At 61.5% G+C, this 14,699-nt stretch carries 16 protein-coding genes; 13 read left to right on the top strand and 3 right to left on the bottom strand.

Annotation, left to right across the window (positions count from 1 at the left end; genetic code table 11):
* Positions 1-15: 15 nt before the first annotated feature.
* On the bottom strand, positions 16-1,620 hold the full coding sequence (locus D0N36_RS07230) for a heavy metal translocating P-type ATPase (protein ID WP_242478828.1): 1,605 nt from the start codon (positions 1,618-1,620) through the stop codon (positions 16-18).
* 360 nt (positions 1,621-1,980) lie between these two features.
* Between D0N36_RS07230 and D0N36_RS07225 the strand changes: the two genes are divergently transcribed.
* From D0N36_RS07225 to D0N36_RS07215, 3 genes are all read left to right on the top strand, one after another.
* A complete protein-coding gene (locus tag D0N36_RS07225; RefSeq protein WP_199798317.1) occupies positions 1,981-2,454 on the top strand; it encodes a hypothetical protein in 474 nt (157 codons plus the stop codon).
* 64 nt (positions 2,455-2,518) lie between these two features.
* Positions 2,519-2,914, top strand: a complete 396-nt coding sequence (locus D0N36_RS07220) for a group III truncated hemoglobin (RefSeq protein WP_116940830.1) — start codon at positions 2,519-2,521, stop codon at positions 2,912-2,914.
* Positions 2,915-2,930: 16 nt separating this feature from the next.
* On the top strand, positions 2,931-3,239 hold the full coding sequence (locus D0N36_RS07215) for a cupin domain-containing protein (RefSeq protein ID WP_116940730.1): 309 nt from the start codon (positions 2,931-2,933) through the stop codon (positions 3,237-3,239).
* 135 nt (positions 3,240-3,374) lie between these two features.
* Here the strand turns inward: D0N36_RS07215 and D0N36_RS07210 are convergent, their stop codons facing one another.
* Positions 3,375-3,686, bottom strand: a complete 312-nt coding sequence (locus D0N36_RS07210) for a thioredoxin (protein ID WP_190242560.1) — start codon at positions 3,684-3,686, stop codon at positions 3,375-3,377.
* Positions 3,687-3,917: 231 nt separating this feature from the next.
* Between D0N36_RS07210 and D0N36_RS07205 the strand changes: the two genes are divergently transcribed.
* The 3 genes from D0N36_RS07205 (at position 3,918) to D0N36_RS07195 (ending at position 8,175) form a co-directional block, all read left to right on the top strand.
* Positions 3,918-5,537, top strand: coding sequence for a sensor histidine kinase (locus D0N36_RS07205; protein ID WP_116940729.1), 1,620 nt, complete (start codon positions 3,918-3,920; stop codon positions 5,535-5,537).
* Entirely contained in the window at positions 5,515-6,585 is a 1,071-nt protein-coding gene (locus D0N36_RS07200) for a response regulator (RefSeq protein WP_116940728.1), read from the top strand. Before D0N36_RS07205 ends, D0N36_RS07200 begins: the two co-directional genes overlap by 23 nt.
* Positions 6,586-6,885: 300 nt before the next feature.
* Positions 6,886-8,175 carry a nucleoside permease gene (locus tag D0N36_RS07195; protein ID WP_116940727.1) on the top strand — a complete coding sequence of 430 codons (1,290 nt, stop codon included), beginning with the start codon at positions 6,886-6,888 and terminating at the stop codon, positions 8,173-8,175.
* 147 nt (positions 8,176-8,322) lie between these two features.
* On the opposite strand, the gene D0N36_RS07190 is transcribed toward D0N36_RS07195, so the two are convergent.
* Positions 8,323-8,727: a nucleoside-diphosphate kinase gene (locus tag D0N36_RS07190; RefSeq protein ID WP_116940726.1), complete on the bottom strand. Its 405-nt coding sequence runs from the start codon at positions 8,725-8,727 to the stop codon at positions 8,323-8,325.
* A 346-nt stretch (positions 8,728-9,073) separates the two neighbouring features.
* Here D0N36_RS07190 and D0N36_RS07185 point away from each other — a divergent pair, with 346 nt between their 5' ends.
* From D0N36_RS07185 to D0N36_RS07155, 7 genes are all read left to right on the top strand, one after another.
* Complete coding sequence (locus D0N36_RS07185) at positions 9,074-10,117, top strand: DHH family phosphoesterase (RefSeq protein WP_116940725.1); 1,044 nt, start codon at positions 9,074-9,076, stop codon at positions 10,115-10,117.
* Positions 10,118-10,170: 53 nt separating this feature from the next.
* Positions 10,171-11,229 carry an FKBP-type peptidyl-prolyl cis-trans isomerase gene (locus tag D0N36_RS07180; RefSeq protein ID WP_116940724.1) on the top strand — a complete coding sequence of 353 codons (1,059 nt, stop codon included), beginning with the start codon at positions 10,171-10,173 and terminating at the stop codon, positions 11,227-11,229.
* A 107-nt stretch (positions 11,230-11,336) separates the two neighbouring features.
* Entirely contained in the window at positions 11,337-11,867 is a 531-nt protein-coding gene (locus tag D0N36_RS07175; RefSeq protein ID WP_116940723.1) for an FKBP-type peptidyl-prolyl cis-trans isomerase, read from the top strand.
* A gap of 28 nt (positions 11,868-11,895) precedes the next feature.
* Positions 11,896-12,387, top strand: coding sequence for an FKBP-type peptidyl-prolyl cis-trans isomerase (locus D0N36_RS07170; protein ID WP_116940722.1), 492 nt, complete (start codon positions 11,896-11,898; stop codon positions 12,385-12,387).
* 48 nt (positions 12,388-12,435) lie between these two features.
* On the top strand, positions 12,436-12,975 hold the full coding sequence (locus D0N36_RS07165; protein ID WP_190242559.1) for an FKBP-type peptidyl-prolyl cis-trans isomerase: 540 nt from the start codon (positions 12,436-12,438) through the stop codon (positions 12,973-12,975).
* An 11-nt stretch (positions 12,976-12,986) separates the two neighbouring features.
* Positions 12,987-13,445: an FKBP-type peptidyl-prolyl cis-trans isomerase gene (locus D0N36_RS07160; RefSeq protein ID WP_116940720.1), complete on the top strand. Its 459-nt coding sequence runs from the start codon at positions 12,987-12,989 to the stop codon at positions 13,443-13,445.
* A gap of 134 nt (positions 13,446-13,579) precedes the next feature.
* A complete protein-coding gene (locus tag D0N36_RS07155) occupies positions 13,580-14,557 on the top strand; it encodes an FKBP-type peptidyl-prolyl cis-trans isomerase (RefSeq protein ID WP_242478827.1) in 978 nt (325 codons plus the stop codon).
* The last annotated feature ends 142 nt before the right edge of the window (positions 14,558-14,699 follow it).

Genomic DNA, 14,699 nt, shown 5'->3' with positions numbered 1-14,699 from the left:
CGGTTGTGAGCAGGTTCAGTTCGGCCGCTGTGAGGGAGCGGCGTGGTACTGCACCGCCGCCTGGTGGGGGTCGGTGAGCGTGCCGGTTTTGTCGAACACCAGCGTGTCGGCGCGGGCCAGGGTTTCAATTACGGCCGAGTTTTTCAGGTAGAACTTGTGACGGCCCAGCACCCGCACGGCCGCGCCCATGGCAAACGGGGTGGCCAGCGAGAGCGCGCAGGGGCAGGCAATAATCAGCACCGAGGTAAAGGCCCGCCACATCATGGCCTGGTCGCGCGGGCCCCAGTAGAGCAGCGTGCCCAGCGCCAGCGCCAACGTAACGGCCACGAAGTAGCGGCCCACCCGGTTGGCGTAGGTTTCCAGGCCCAGGTGGTTGCTTTCCTTGGCGAAAGCGGGGTTGTTCCACAGCTGGGTCAGGTAGCCCTGGCTGACTTCACGCACCACTTCCAGCTCCACGACCTCGCCCAGCTGCCGGCCGCCGGCGTACACCAGCTCACCCGAAGCCCGCGCCACCGGCGTGCTCTCGCCCGACACGAAGGAATAGTCAATCTGCCCGTCGCCGCGCAGCAGCACCGCGTCGGCCGGCACTACCTCCTGGTGGCGCACCCGAATCCGGTGGCCCACCTGCAGCTCCCGCACCGAAATGGACTTGTCGCCCTCGGGGGTGAGCCGGGTTACGGCCACAGGGAAGTAGGAGGTAAAGTCCCGGTCGAAGCGCAGCGCGTCGTAGGTGTGCTGCTGCACCCAACGGCCAATCAGCATGAAGAACACCAACCCGGTAAACGAGTCGAAATAGCCCGGCCCCTTGCCCGATAGCGCCTCGTAGGCACTCACCCCAAATAGGGACACAAGGCCCAGACTAATGGGAAAATCGAGGTTGATGTAGCGCTGGCGCAGCCCCTGCCAGGCCGAGCGGAAGAAGTCGCGGGCACTATACAGCAGCACCGGCAGCGCCAGCGCCAGACTCAGCAGCCCGAAAAAGCCCCCGAACCCGGCCTGCAAATCCTCGACGAACGAGAAGTAGTCGGGCAGCGCCAGCAGCATGACGTTTCCGAAGGCGAAGGCCGCCAGCCCGAGCTGGTAGTAGAGCGTGCGGCTGGCGCGGTGGGGCTGGGCGCCCAGTTCGGCCAGCGTAATCTGGGGCTCGTAGCCGACTGAAGCCAGCAGGGCCACCACGTCCTTGAGCCCGGTTTGGGCGGTGAGGTAGGTGATGGTGATTTCCTTGCGCAGGAACTGCACCCGCGCCTCAGCTATGCCGGGATTCAGCTTGGTTAGATGCTCCAGCAGCCAGATACAGGAGGTACAGTGCATCTGGGGTACGCTCAGCGTAATACGGGCGCGCTGCTCCGAGCGGAAGCTTAACAGCTGGGCCTGCACGGTTTCGGATTCGAGGTAATCGAAGCGGCCGGGCAGCTCTACTTCCTTGATTTTGAGGCCCGGGCGCTCGTCGAGGTTGTAGTAGGTGCAGAGGTTGTTGGCCGCCAGCAGCTCGTACACCGTGCGGCAGCCCGCGCAGCAGAAGGGCCGACCCGCCAGCTCCAATGGCTCGGTCGGGCAGGCGTCGCCGCAGTGGGTGCAGGCAGCTTCGGTGGCGGTAGCTTCTTCGAGAACGGCAGACATCTGGTTGGAGCTTAGTACTTAGTGGGTAGTGCTTAGTTTCTATTGGTCGAAACACCAACCACGCGACGGCAGGCATGTAAAATTACCCGTCATCCGCTTTCCACAAAGCTCGCCCTCCCCCACCCCCCGTTCGATGATCAACCTCATGCCAACGCTTGATTTGCGTCAGTGCGCCCGCAGCGTCCGGCTGGCACCTTTGTTTAGTTGACACAAGGGGAAAGAACGTCATGCTGAGCAAAGTCGAAGCATCTCTACCGCTAGCCAACCCATTGCCATTGCAAGGAATTGGTAGAGATGCTTCGGCAAGCTCAGCATGACGGTCTCCCGCGACCAACCACTAATCATTAACCCACTAAAAAGATGTTTTCTCGTCATTCCTGGTCGTTTATGCTGGTGGCGGCGCTGTTGTTTTGGGCGGGACTGGTGGCGGGTATTTCCTTTCTGGAGGCGCCGCTGAAGTTCACCGCGCCGGGTATTACCATTCCGCTGGGGCTGGGCATCGGCCGGCTGGTGTTTCAGGCCCTCAACAAGGTAGAAATCGGGCTGGCGGTGCTGGCCGTGGTGGGCGCCTTTCGGCTGGCGGTGCCGCAGAACCTGGCCCTGCCGCTGGGTTTGCTGGTGGCCGTGCTGGCCGCCCAGACGCTGTGGCTGCTGCCGGCCCTCGATGTGCGGGCGCTGGCCATACTGGCCGGTAAAACGCCGCCCGCCAGCAACCTGCACTATGTCTATATCGGAGCCGAAGTGTTCAAGCTGCTGTTGCTGCTGGGCACCGCCAACCGGGCTTTCGTGTTGCTAAGCCGGCCGGCTGAGGCCTGGCCCCTCCGGCACGCCTAGCTCCTTCCCGCAACCTGCAGCGCCGAATTTTGCGTTGCGCCTGCTCCCCAACTATTCCCTGCTCATGTCCTCCAACGCCCTACCCGATATCCAGACCGAAGCCGACATCAAGGCCCTGGTGGATAGTTTTTACGACCGCGTGAATGCCGACCCGCTGCTCGGGCCCGTCTTCAACGATGTGGCCCATGTGAACTGGGCCGCTCACCTGCCGCGCATGTACGATTTCTGGAGCGGCCTGCTGCTGCACACCAGCCGCTACCAGGGCCAGCCCTTCGCCAAGCACATTCCGCTGCCCATCGGCAGCGGCCATTTCCAGCAGTGGCTGCACCTATTCTGCCGCACCGTCGATTCGCTGTTTGCCGGCCCGGTGGCCCAGGAGGCCAAGCTCCGCGCCGGCAGCATCGCTCACGTTTTCGAAACCCGGATGCGGGTCGTGAATAAACCTCTTTCGATTCTTTAACCCATTCCCTTTCTCCATGGAAGCTACCACCGGCAGCCTGCTGGCGGGCCACCACGCCCACCCCTCCCCGTCCGACGCCACTACCCACGTACTGCTGCGTCGCGAAGGCCACAACATTATTCACAAGCACTTCGGCCCCGGCCAGGGCATGGCGCCGCACCACGCCCCGCACGAGGTGTTCGTGGTCGTACTCAGCGGGGAACTCGACATCACCGTCCTCGACCAAGCCCGTCACTACATCGCCGGCGACTACGTCATCTTTCCGGCCGGGGCCGTGCATAGCCTGCACTGCCCTGAGGCCGCTCAGGTCCTGATATATCGGTAGTCATCAGTAGGAACGTCATTCAGAGCGAAGCGAAGAATCTCGCGTGCAATAAGTAGCCAACAGCCAGGTTACCATTGCCCGCCAGATTCTTCGCTTCACTCTGAATGACGTTCCTGCTAACCACTGGCAGCCGAACTATTCAATCCGCAGCCGGGCCTCGATGGCATCGGCCTGGGGCAGGCCGGGCTGGCGCCACAGCTCCACGCCCTGGCGCACCAGCACGCAGGCCGGCAAGGCAGCCGGCTGCCCGCTGAAGCTGCGCACCACGGTCGGGTGGCTGGCCTCATCTACCTTCAGCACCCGCACGGCCGGCCCCAGGCGCGCCTGCAGGGCCCGCAGCGCCCCCGCGCTCAGCGCCGGCGCCTGGCCCGCCACTGCCGGGGGCAGCAGCACCAGCAGCACGGTGGCCTCGGGCACCAGCGCAGTAGGGGTAGCAACAACTGACATAAGCCAAAACGGATAACGTAGGAGTTGTAAAAGTACCGGATGCCCTCCCTGATACTCCATGAGGTTTGTCAGCCCACCGCTTGACCTTCCTCAGAAAAGCTCGCCGCCGCCGTATTTTTTTGCCGACCTTCACCCGCCGCCCTTTGTAATCAAAGGCACCTGCCGTGGCCATCCGGCTCCTCCGCTCCGGCACAGCCGGAACTGCGCGGCCCGCCTCAATATGCCTGCTCCATGTTCTCTAACGCCCTGGCCGACCTGCTGCTCACCCAAACCCCCGACTTTGCGGGGTTGGCCGACCCGGTTACCGGCCGGCTGCTGCGCGTAAACCAGGCCGGTGTGCAGCTGCTGGGCTACAGCTCCGAAGCCGAGCTGCTGGCCCTGCCCGACTCGCCCCTGCCGCCCGAGTGGCCCGCGCTGTTTACTGAGGCCCGCAGCAACGGATCTGCCGAGGCTACGGTGCAGCTTGGCCGCGCCGGAGCCGCCGGCTTTATGGCCCGCCTCACGCTGCTGCCCTTAGCGCCCAACGACCCGACCGCGCCGCTGCTGCTGCGGCTGCAGCCCTTGCCCACGGGCGGCTGCCCAATGGCCGACGGCCTGCGCCTGCAACGCGCCGAGCAGGCCCTGGTCCAGATCCACGGCCGCTTCGAGGCCGTGGTGTCGCACGCCACCATTGGCATTATTGTCTGCAACCGGGCCGGCACCATTATATCGGCCAACCACATGGCCCACCAGCAGTTCGGCTACCCTACCGAGGGGCTGCTGGGCACCAGTATTGATACGCTGGTGCCCTCGGCGCCCGGCCGCAACCACCAGAAGCTGCGCGAATCCTTCAACGCCAATCCGCAGGTGCGCTCGATGAGCGCCCACCGCGGCGACCTGGAAGGCCAGCGCGCCGACGGCTCGGTGTTTCCGGTAGAAGTCAGCCTGAGCTATTTTCACCTGGAAAACGAGCTGCACGTAGTCTCCTACATCCTCGACACCACCGAAAAGCGCCAGGCCCGGCAGGCCCTGGTGGCCGAGCGCCTGAGCGTGGAGCGCCTCAACGCCGACCTGGAGCAGAAAGTAGCCGACCGCACCCACGCCCTGCTGAGCACGCTGGAGCAGCTGGAGCAGCGCAAAGACGAGCTGGCTAAGGCCCTGGCTGCCGAGCAGGAATTGGGCGAGCTGAAGTCGCGCTTCGTGAGCATGGCCTCGCACGAGTTTCGCACCCCGCTTACGGCTGTGCTTACTTCGGCCGCGCTTATCGAGCAGTATCCGGCGGCCGAGCAGCAGCCCAAGCGTTTGCGCCACATCGAGCGCATCCGCCAGTCGGTTAATCACCTCAACGATATTCTGGAGGAGTTCCTGTCGGTGGGCCGCATTGAGGAGGGCCGGGTGGTGGCCCGCGCCGCCCGCCTGCACCTGCCCACGCTCGTGCAAAACACCATTCTCGATGTGCAGGGCCTGCACAAGCCCGGCCAGCGCATTGAGCCCGACCTGAGCGCCTGCCCCCACGACATCTGGCTCGACACCTCGCTGCTGCGCAAAATCCTGGTCAACCTACTCTCCAACGCGCTTAAGTACTCGAGCGAGGAAACTGTGGTGCGCCTGCACGCGGGCTGCGTTGACGGCTGGCTTACGCTGCGCATCGAAGACGAGGGCGTGGGCATTTCTGAAGAAGACCAGCAGCACCTGTTCGAGCGGTTTTTCCGGGCCCGCAGCGTCAGCAACCTACCCGGCACCGGCCTGGGCCTCTACATTGTGGGCCGCTACGCCGAGCTGATGAGCGGCACCATCGACTTGCAGAGCCAGCTCGGGCGGGGCACCACCGTTACGCTAATCATCCCCTATGAAAGTCATTCTGCTGATTGAAGACCACGATTTTATCCGCGAGAACACGGCCGAGCTGCTGGAGCTGGCCGGCTACGCGGTACTCACGGCGGCCAACGGCAAGCTGGGCGTGGAGCAGGCCCTGGCCACCCGCCCCGACCTGGTTATCTGCGACATTATGATGCCTGTGCTCGACGGCTACGGGGTGCTGCACATCTTCAACCAGAACCCCGGGCTGCGCGGTATTCCGTTCATCTTCCTCACGGCCAAAACCGAGCGCCAGGATCTGCGCAAGGGTATGGAGCTGGGCGCCGATGACTACCTGACCAAGCCCTTCGACAGCAACGAGCTGCTGAATGCCGTGGCCGGCCGGCTGGCCCGCTTCAAGCAGCTACGGCCCGAGTACGAGGCCACACCCGCCGGCCTTGATGCCTTTCTGCACGACGCCCAGGCTGTGGGCCAGCTCGATTCGCTCGAAAGCCTGGCCGCCGACCGCCGCACCCACGAGCTACCCCGCAAGCAGATTATTTATGCCGAAGGCGACGAAGCCAGCCGCCTGTATTTCGTGGAAGCGGGCCGGGTGAAAACCACCAAAACCACCGCCGCCGGCAAGGAGCTGATTACCGGCCTCTACGGTCCCGGCGACTTTTTCGGCTACCAGCCCCTGCTCGAACACACCGCCCACCACGACTCGGCCCTGACGCTCGAAGACACGGTGCTGCGCTACATTCCGGCCACCGATTTCACCCAGCTGCTTTTGCGCAACCCCAAAGTGGGCCGGCAGTTTGTGCGGCTGCTGGCCGGCCGGGTGCGCGAGCAGGAGCAACTGCTGCTCGCTATGGCTTACAACTCGCTGCGCAAGCGCGTGGCCGACACGCTGCTGCGGCTGCACGAGCAGCAAACCGCCACCCAACCCGAGGCCGAGCCCCTGATTCAGCTCTCCCGCGAGGATATGGCCTCTCTCATCGGCACCGCCCCCGAGTCGCTGAGCCGCATTCTGAGCGAACTGCGCCAGGATGGCAGCATCGAGCTCACCAACCGCGACATCCGGGTGCTGCAGCCCGAGCGGCTGCGCCGGGCCAATTGGTAGGGTAGTTAGGGATTAGGGATTAGGGATTAGGGATTAGGGATTAGGGAAAGAACGTCATTCAGAGCGAAGCGAAGAATCTCGCGCGCTGACGTTGCAGGAATCCTGACGAGTTCACGCGAGATTCTTCGCTGCGCTCTGAATGACGTTCTTTTTAGCCAACTACTCGATATTCCCTGCCAACCACTGGCAACTTTACTTATATTTGAAGGCTAAACCCGGGCCAACCTAGCCCACGCAGCCGGACGACGTCTTTTTACAACTTCGGCGGCGCCCCCTCCCACCCACCAACCTGCCCTCTGCATGAGTACCAAGCTGCGTCTCATTATTCTGAGTTTCCTTCAGTTTTTTATCTGGGGCTCGTGGCTGATTACCATCGGAGCGTACTGGTTCCAGACCAAGGAGTGGTCGGGCTCGGAGTTCGGGGCCATCTTCTCGACCATGGGCATTGCGTCCATCTTCATGCCCTCGCTCATGGGCATCGTGGCCGATAAGTACATCAACGCCGAAAAGCTCTACGGCGTGCTGCACCTGCTGGGCGCCGTGGTGCTGTGCACCGTGCCGCTCGTAACCGACCCCAGCACGTTTTTCTGGGTGATTCTGCTGAACATGATTTTCTATATGCCCACGCTGGCGCTGTCCATTGCCGTGTCGTACTCGGTGCTCAAGCGCGAGGGCCTCGATGTGGTGAAGGACTACCCGCCTATCCGGGTGTGGGGCACCATTGGCTTCATTGTGGCCATGTGGACGGTGAGTCTGCTGGGCTTCGAGAAGTCGGCCAGCCAGTTCTACGTGGCGGCCGGCGCGGCTTTCCTGCTGGGCTTCTACTCGTTCACGCTGCCCAAGTGCCCGCCGCTTTCCAAGAACATGCCGGGCCGCTCAATAGTCGATGCGCTGGGTCTCAAGTCGTTTGCTCTGCTGCGCGACTCCAAAATGCTCGTCTTCTTTATGTTCGCGCTGCTGCTGGGTGCGGCCCTGCAGCTCACCAACGCCTACGGTGATACTTTCCTGCACGATTTCGACCAGAACCCGGCGTTCAAAGACACGCTGGCCGTGAAGTACCCGGCCATCATCATGTCAATTTCCCAGATTTCGGAAACGCTCTTTATTCTGGCCATTCCCTTCTTTTTACGGCGCTTCGGCATCAAGCAGGTGATGTTTTTCAGCATGATTGCCTGGGTGCTGCGCTTCGGCCTGTTTGCCTACGGCGACCCGGGTACGGGCCTCTGGATGATTATCCTCTCGTGCATCGTGTACGGCATGGCCTTCGACTTCTTCAACATCTCCGGCTCGCTGTACGTCGAAACGCAGACGACACCGTCCATCCGGGCCAGCGCCCAGGGCCTGTTCATGATGATGACCAACGGCTTCGGCGCGGTGCTGGGCAGCTCCGTCAGCGGCATCGTGATCGAGCGCTACTTCACCGACGCCAACGGCGTAAAGGACTGGCACAACATCTGGCTGTCGTTCGCGGCCTACGCGCTGGTTATTGCCGTGCTGTTCGTGTTCCTGTTCAAGCACAAGCACAACCCCAATCTGGTAGAGGAGCACGTAGAGGACGTGGAGCCGCTACTGACGATTGAGCAGGCCTAGCGCTTTTGGGCTGTTGGCCTCGCACTGAAAACCAATCACATAAAAAGCCCGCCTGGCGCATGTCAGCGCGCTTTTTATGTGATTTAAGGCTGAAAACAGACCCGAAATACATCGGCGCAATCAGTGAGAAATCAACTAAATTAGTGATTAAGCGAAGTAGAACTCGCCCTCTAGCTGAGCGTTTTCGTCGGAGTCGGAGCCATGAACGGCGTTGGCTTCGATGCTCTTGGCGTACTTCTTCCGGATGGTACCGTCTTCGGCATTAGCGGGGTTGGTAGCACCAATCAGCGTGCGGAAATCGGCCACGGCGTTGTCCTTTTCGAGGATGGCGGCTACGATAGGACCCGACGACATGTATTTTACGAGGTCCTGGTAGAAGGGACGCTCCTTGTGTACTTCGTAGAACTGGCCGGCCCGCTCGGGAGTCAGCTGCACTTTCTGAAGCTCCACGATGCGGAAGCCGGCCGCCTCAATCATGCCGAGGATACCACCAATGTGGTTGTCCTGCACGGCGTCAGGCTTGATCATGGTGAAGGTGCGGTTGGTAGCCATAAGGCGGGTTTGGTTAGTTGAAAGACAATGCAAATTTGCGGGCACAAAAGTAGCAGTTTTTGATTTAGAAGTGAGATGAACGTCATTCTGAGCGAAGCCGAAGAATCTCTACCGCTTCCTTGAAACTGACAGGACTAGCATTTCGGTAGAGATTCTTCGACTTCGCCTCCGGCTTCGCTCAGAATGACGTTCATCTCACTTCTCTATACTCCCTTCTCACTTCTCCTCTCACTACCTTTGCGCACCTTTTAAGGAGGGCTTTTGTTGAAGAGCGGAATATTTCCGAATTTTGCCGCCTTTGCATTCGGGCTAATCCGCCCACTTTCAGTTACCTGCCCCGTAGGAAATGTCGCAAATTGCTGAGTTAAAGGAATTGCTGGCCCAGCCCCGGCAGGTGTTTATTACCACCCACCACAAGCCCGACGCCGATGCGCTGGGCTCGTCGCTGGGCCTGGCGGGCTACCTGCGCAAGAAAGGCCACCACGTTACGGTGGTAACCCCCTCCGACTATCCTGATTTTCTGGCCTGGATGCCCGGCAACGACGACGTAGTGGTGTACGACCCGCGCCGCAACGACGCCAAGGTCCGGGAGTTGGTTAACCAGGCCGAGGTGCTGTTCTGCCTCGATTTTTCCTGCCTGAGCCGCATCAACGAGCTGGGCGAGTACGTGCGCGATGCGCCCGGCACGAAGGTGCTCATCGACCACCACCAGCAGCCCGAGCACTTCGCCCAGATTGAATTTTCGAACCCCAAAGCCGCCGCGACGGCCGAGCTGGTGTTCGAGATTATCCGCGACCTGGGCGACCAGGACCTGATAGATGCCGGCATTGGCGAGTGTCTGTACGCGGGCATCATGACCGATACGGGCTCGTTCCGTCATTCCAGCACCTCGCGCAACGTGCACCTGATTATTGCCGAGCTGCTCGGCGCCGGTATCAATCCCTCTGAGGTGCACCGCCGCATCTACGACTCGCACTCGGAGGAGCGGCTGCGCTTTCTGGGCTTCGTGCTGAAGGACAAGCTCACGGTGCTGCGCGAGTTCAACACGGCTTACATTGCCATTACGGCGGCCGAGCTGCGCCAGTACCACTCCAAAACCGGCGACACTGAGGGGTTGGTAAACTTTGCGCTCAGCATCGAGGGCATCGTGTTTGCGGCTATTTTCATCGACCGCACCCAGGCCGTAAAAATCTCCTTCCGCTCGGTGGGCGACTTCTCGGCCAGTGAGTTTTCGCGCCGCCACTTCAATGGCGGAGGCCACCACAACGCCGCTGGTGGCATCAGCCACGTGCCGCTGCCCGCTACCCTCGACCGTTTCCTGGAGCTGCTGCCCGACTACCAGGTGGAGCTGCTGGGCGCGCCGCTTGCCAGCCCGGCCCCGGTGGCGTAATTCGCCGTAACTTCGCCGCTGTTTTTGCATCTTCACTCCTCTCAAACCCCTTCATGTTTTTTCAACGCACCTTTCTGAGCTTGGCCCTGGCGGCCGGCATCCTGAGCCTCGCTTCCTGCAACAAAAGCGGGGATTTCAGCAAGACGCCTTCGGGAATTGAGTACAAGATTTTCAAGAGTACCGCGGCCGGCAAGTACGAAGACAAGGACGTGAGCAAGGACGGCGACGCGACGTACAAGGAGCGCATCGGCAAAATAATGGCCCTGCATGTGGAATACCGCACGGGCAAGGACTCGGTTCTGTTCAACTCGCGCAAGCAGCAGATGGGCTTCCCGGTTCGTGTACCGCTCGATACCGTACGCGCGGCCCAGCGCGGCGGCCTCGAAGAAGCCATCAGCCTGCTTCAGCCCGGCGACTCGGCCGTGTTCCGCTTCAACGTGGACACCATTTTCGCCAAGTCGTTCCGCCAGCCGGTGCCGCCGTTCATGAGCAAGGCCGGCAAAACCATGACCATGTACGTGAAGGTAGACAAGGTGCAGGCCCAGGCCGAAGCCCAGGCCGACGTGCAGAAAATGCAGGTAGAGCAGCAGGCCAAAATGGCCGCCCACGCCGAAGAGCAGCTCAAGAAAGATGATGTAGCGCTGCAGGCCTACGCCAAGAAAAACAACCTCACCGTTCAGAAAGACGCCTCGGGCGTGTATTACGCCATCACCACGGCTGGCCCGGGCCCCAAGCCGAAAGCCGGCCAGATTGTATCGGTGCTCTACAAAGGCTCGTTGCTGGAAAACGGCAAAGTATTCGACTCGTCGGAGAAAGTAGGCAACAAGCCGTTTGACTTTGCCATCGGCCAGGGCCAGGTGATTCCGGGCTGGGACGCGGGCATTGCCCAGTTTCCGAAGGGGTCGAAGGGCGTGCTGCTGGTGCCTTCGTCGCTGGCCTACGGGCAGCGCGGCGCCGGTGCCGACATTCCGGCCGATGCCATCCTGCGCTTCGACGTAGAGCTGGTCGACATCAAGAACGCTCCCGCGCAGCCGGCTGCCGGTCCGCAGATGGATGAGGCCGAAATCCGTCGTCAGATTGAAGCCATGCAGCGCCAGCAGCAGGGCAAATAATACAGGGCACCTGCTCGTTTAGCATAAGCCCCCGGCTCTGTGGTGCAACCCGGCCGGGGGTTTTTGTATCCTGCCCGTAGGGGTTTTCACGTTTTTTCTTCCTGCTGATGTTATTTTCTTCCCTCTGTTCTGCCGTGCACCGCACTGGCCAGCGCAGCCGCCGCTCCCTGGCGCTGCTGCTGATTCTGCTGCCGCTGCTGCTGGCCGGCTGCCAGTCCGATCCTACTGATAACACCGATTACGCCACGCGCGACGAGCAGCTGATTACCGACTACATCAAGGCCAACAACCTGACGGGCTTCGTGCGGCAGGGTTCGGGCCTGTACGTGGCCGTTACGCAGCCCGGCACCGGCAACCCGGCCGTTGCCGGCCAGCAGCTGACGGCGCTGTATACCGGCCTCACGCTCGATGGCCGGGTTTTCGACTCGACGAGCAACCGCAACAACGAGCCGCTTACCTTTACGGTGGGCCGGGGCCAGGTTATTCAGGGCTGGGACGAGGGCTTCATCGGCCTGCGCCCCGGCAGCAAAGCCATCCTGCTCATTCCCTCCGACCTGGCCTACGGCGCCCGCGCTACGGGCCCGATTCCGGCCCACGCGGTGCTGCGCTTCGATGTAGAGCTGCTACGGGCTCAATAATATTTTCTCACTACGCTTTTTGCTTGCTATGAACTTCCGGCATTCGCTGCTCCCCTTTTTCCTGCTGACTTTGCTTTTTGCGTTTGGGGCCTGCAAAAAGGGAGAAGACTCTGAGCCTGCCACCGATTTCGCCGCGCGCGATGAGCAGCTGATTACCGACTATATCCAGGCCAACAACCTGACGGGCTTCGTGCGCGACACCACCATGTTCGTGTTCATTACCAAGGCCGGCACGGGCGGTTTACCCGCTAAGGGCAAAACGATTATCGTCAAGTATAAAGGCTCTACGCTCGATGGCAACGTGTTCGACCAGACCAAGGAGTCCACTATCGGTTTTCCGTTTGTGCTGGGCGCGGGTCAGGTAATTCCTGGTTGGGACCGGGCTTTCCAAAAGTTCAACAAGGGCACCCAGGCTATCCTCCTTATTCCATCGGGTCTGGCCTACAAGGGTTCCGCAACGGGCTCTATTCCGCCCAACTCGGTGCTGCGCTTCGATGTGGAGGTGGTTAACATCAAGTAAGCCGGCCAGCCTTACAGGCGGTGGCTTTTCCTCTTTTGCTGTATGATAATGAAAAAACTGACCCTGTTTCTGTCGCTGCTTGCCCTGCTGGTGGGAGGCTCGCTCATGGGGGGCTGCAAGCAGCCGACGAACCCCTTCCAGATTGACCCCAAGGTAATTGAGGCCCAGAAGAAGGCCGACGACGACACCATTCAGGCTTACCTGACCCGCAACGCCATCACCACCTACCGCCGGCTCGATTCGGGCATTTATCTGGTGCCCCTCACCGACGGGCCGGCAGCCAACCCGCTAATCAAGGCCGGCCAGAAAGTGACGGTCAACTACGTGGGCCGGTTTATCAACAAGCGCAACGAGTCGCAGGTATTCGACGCGTCCAGCACGAACCGCACCGACTGCGGCTGCTTTAGCTTCCGCAACGGGGCCGGCGGCGTGATAAAAGGCTGGGATCAGGCGACGCTCGAAATGCGCCAGGGCGACCGGAAACTAGTGCTCATTCCCTCCTATCTGGGGTACGGGTTGGAAGCATCGGGGCCTATTCCTGCCAGAACGCCGCTGTTGTTCGATCTGGAAATCCTGAGCGTAGAATAACCAACTGAGCGATGCGGCAAGGGCTGACGTGGGCAATTTTACTACTGCTGGGTGGCTGGCCCCTGGCTGGCCACGCCCAGCGGACCCTCACCACTGCCGCGCCCTTACCCCCCGCCGACAGCCTGGAGAACCGGGCCCTAACCACGTCGTCGGGGCTGCGTTACGCTCTTCGGCAACCGGGGGCCGGCCCAACGCCAAAAATGGGCAGTCGGGTTACCGTCCACTATACCGGTTTTCTGGCCGCCGACGGGCACATTTTCGATACCTCGGTGCAGCAGGGCGGCCCGCTGAAGGTGCGGGCGGGCGAGAAAGAGGTTATCAAAGGGTTTGATGAGGCGCTGCTGCTGCTGCCCGCGGGTAGCCGGGCGCGCGTCTGGATACCGCCCGGTTGGCCTATGGCGCCAAAGGCCTGCCCGACCCCGACGACGATAACAACCGCCGCTACCTCATCCCGCCCAACGCCGACCTGATTTTCGAGTTGGAAGTGCTGAAGGTTAAGTGAGAAACGGTACGACGGTCGTTCTGCTTGGGCGGAATGACCGTTTTTTTTCTTGTTTGCAGACGTGTGCTATTTTTGTTCACGTTTCTAAAAGCATCTGTTTGTATGCCTTATTCTGTCCGGATGCGCGTGTTGGGGTCGGTGAGTGCGTTGCTGCTGGCAGCGGCGGGGCTGGTGTCGTTTCAGGGGAAGCCGGTGCCATTCAACCGGCTGAAATCGGGCCTGGAGTACCGCATTTACCGGCTCGAAAAGGGCCGTTACGTGCTGCGGCCCGCGCTACCTACCACCGGCGACCCCACCTACGCCGGCCGCGTAGGCCGCATCCTGAGCCTGCATCTGCAATTCCGCACCGCCAAAGATTCGGTGCTCATGCACTCGCGCCGCCAGAACGAGAGCCAGCCCGTGCGGGTACCGCTCGACACCCTGAGGCCCAACCAGGGCGGCAGCGTCGAGCAGGCGCTGGCACTGCTCCAGCCCGGCGACTCGGGCGTGTTCCGTCTCAACATCGACACGGTGTTCAGCAAGTCGTTCCGGCAGCCCGTGCCCGGCTTCATCCGCCGGGCCGGCCCCACTATGCTGGTATTCGCCAAGGCCGTAAGCGTGCAGACGCCGGCCGAAGTGGAGGCGCAGATGCGGCAGGAGGAAACCCGCCAGCAGGAAACGGCCACTGTAAAGGCTGCCGAGCAGGCCCGCCGCGACGAAGCGCTCATTCTGGCCTATGCCAAAGAGCGCCAGCTACAGCCCAAAAAAACGCCCCGCGGCGTGTACTACGTGGTTACCCGCCCCGGCAGCGGCCCGGTAGCCCAGCCCGGCCAAACGGTTTCGGTGCTTTACCGGGGCCAGCTGCTGAGCGGCCAGGAGTTCGATGCCTCGGCCAACCACGGCAACAAGCCCATCGAGTTTCCGCTGGGCGCCGGTCGTGTTATTCCGGGCTGGGATGAAGGCCTGGCCCAGCTTTCCAAAGGAGCCAAAGCCACCCTGCTCATCCCCTCGGCTCTGGCCTACGGCCCCCGCAGCCCCGGCGAGTCCATCCCCGCCAACAGCGTCCTGCTCTTTGATGTGGAGCTGGTGGATGTGAAGTAGAGATTAGGGATTAGGGATTAGGGATTAGGGATTAGGGATTAGGGATTAGGGAAAATACGAACGTCATTCTGAGCGGAGCCGAAGAATCTCTACCGCTTCGTTGAATTGCTACAACGAAGCGGTAGAGATTCTTCGGCTTCGC

The sequence above is a fragment of the Hymenobacter lapidiphilus genome, from assembly GCF_003417065.2.
Lineage (GTDB): Bacteria > Bacteroidota > Bacteroidia > Cytophagales > Hymenobacteraceae > Hymenobacter.
Note: the sequence above shows the minus strand (reverse complement) of the source record. Positions and strands in the feature narration are given on the sequence as shown.

Bases quoted from the DNA above. Each gene is read 5' to 3' on its own strand.
- D0N36_RS07155 (WP_242478827.1), top strand. From the start codon at position 13,580: ATGCCTTATTCTGTCCGGATGCGCGTGTTGGGGTCGGTGAGTGCGTTG.
- D0N36_RS07180 (WP_116940724.1), top strand. From the start codon at position 10,171: ATGTTTTTTCAACGCACCTTTCTGAGCTTGGCCCTGGCGGCCGGCATC.
- D0N36_RS07215 (WP_116940730.1), top strand. From the start codon at position 2,931: ATGGAAGCTACCACCGGCAGCCTGCTGGCGGGCCACCACGCCCACCCC.
- D0N36_RS07210 (WP_190242560.1), bottom strand. From the start codon at position 3,686: ATGTCAGTTGTTGCTACCCCTACTGCGCTGGTGCCCGAGGCCACCGTG.
- D0N36_RS07225 (WP_199798317.1), top strand. From the start codon at position 1,981: ATGTTTTCTCGTCATTCCTGGTCGTTTATGCTGGTGGCGGCGCTGTTG.
- D0N36_RS07160 (WP_116940720.1), top strand. From the start codon at position 12,987: ATGCGGCAAGGGCTGACGTGGGCAATTTTACTACTGCTGGGTGGCTGG.
- D0N36_RS07175 (WP_116940723.1), top strand. From the start codon at position 11,337: ATGTTATTTTCTTCCCTCTGTTCTGCCGTGCACCGCACTGGCCAGCGC.
- D0N36_RS07200 (WP_116940728.1), top strand. From the start codon at position 5,515: ATGAAAGTCATTCTGCTGATTGAAGACCACGATTTTATCCGCGAGAAC.
- D0N36_RS07205 (WP_116940729.1), top strand. From the start codon at position 3,918: ATGTTCTCTAACGCCCTGGCCGACCTGCTGCTCACCCAAACCCCCGAC.
- D0N36_RS07220 (WP_116940830.1), top strand. From the start codon at position 2,519: ATGTCCTCCAACGCCCTACCCGATATCCAGACCGAAGCCGACATCAAG.
- D0N36_RS07195 (WP_116940727.1), top strand. From the start codon at position 6,886: ATGAGTACCAAGCTGCGTCTCATTATTCTGAGTTTCCTTCAGTTTTTT.
- D0N36_RS07170 (WP_116940722.1), top strand. From the start codon at position 11,896: ATGAACTTCCGGCATTCGCTGCTCCCCTTTTTCCTGCTGACTTTGCTT.
- D0N36_RS07190 (WP_116940726.1), bottom strand. From the start codon at position 8,727: ATGGCTACCAACCGCACCTTCACCATGATCAAGCCTGACGCCGTGCAG.
- D0N36_RS07185 (WP_116940725.1), top strand. From the start codon at position 9,074: ATGTCGCAAATTGCTGAGTTAAAGGAATTGCTGGCCCAGCCCCGGCAG.
- D0N36_RS07230 (WP_242478828.1), bottom strand. From the start codon at position 1,620: ATGTCTGCCGTTCTCGAAGAAGCTACCGCCACCGAAGCTGCCTGCACC.
- D0N36_RS07165 (WP_190242559.1), top strand. From the start codon at position 12,436: ATGAAAAAACTGACCCTGTTTCTGTCGCTGCTTGCCCTGCTGGTGGGA.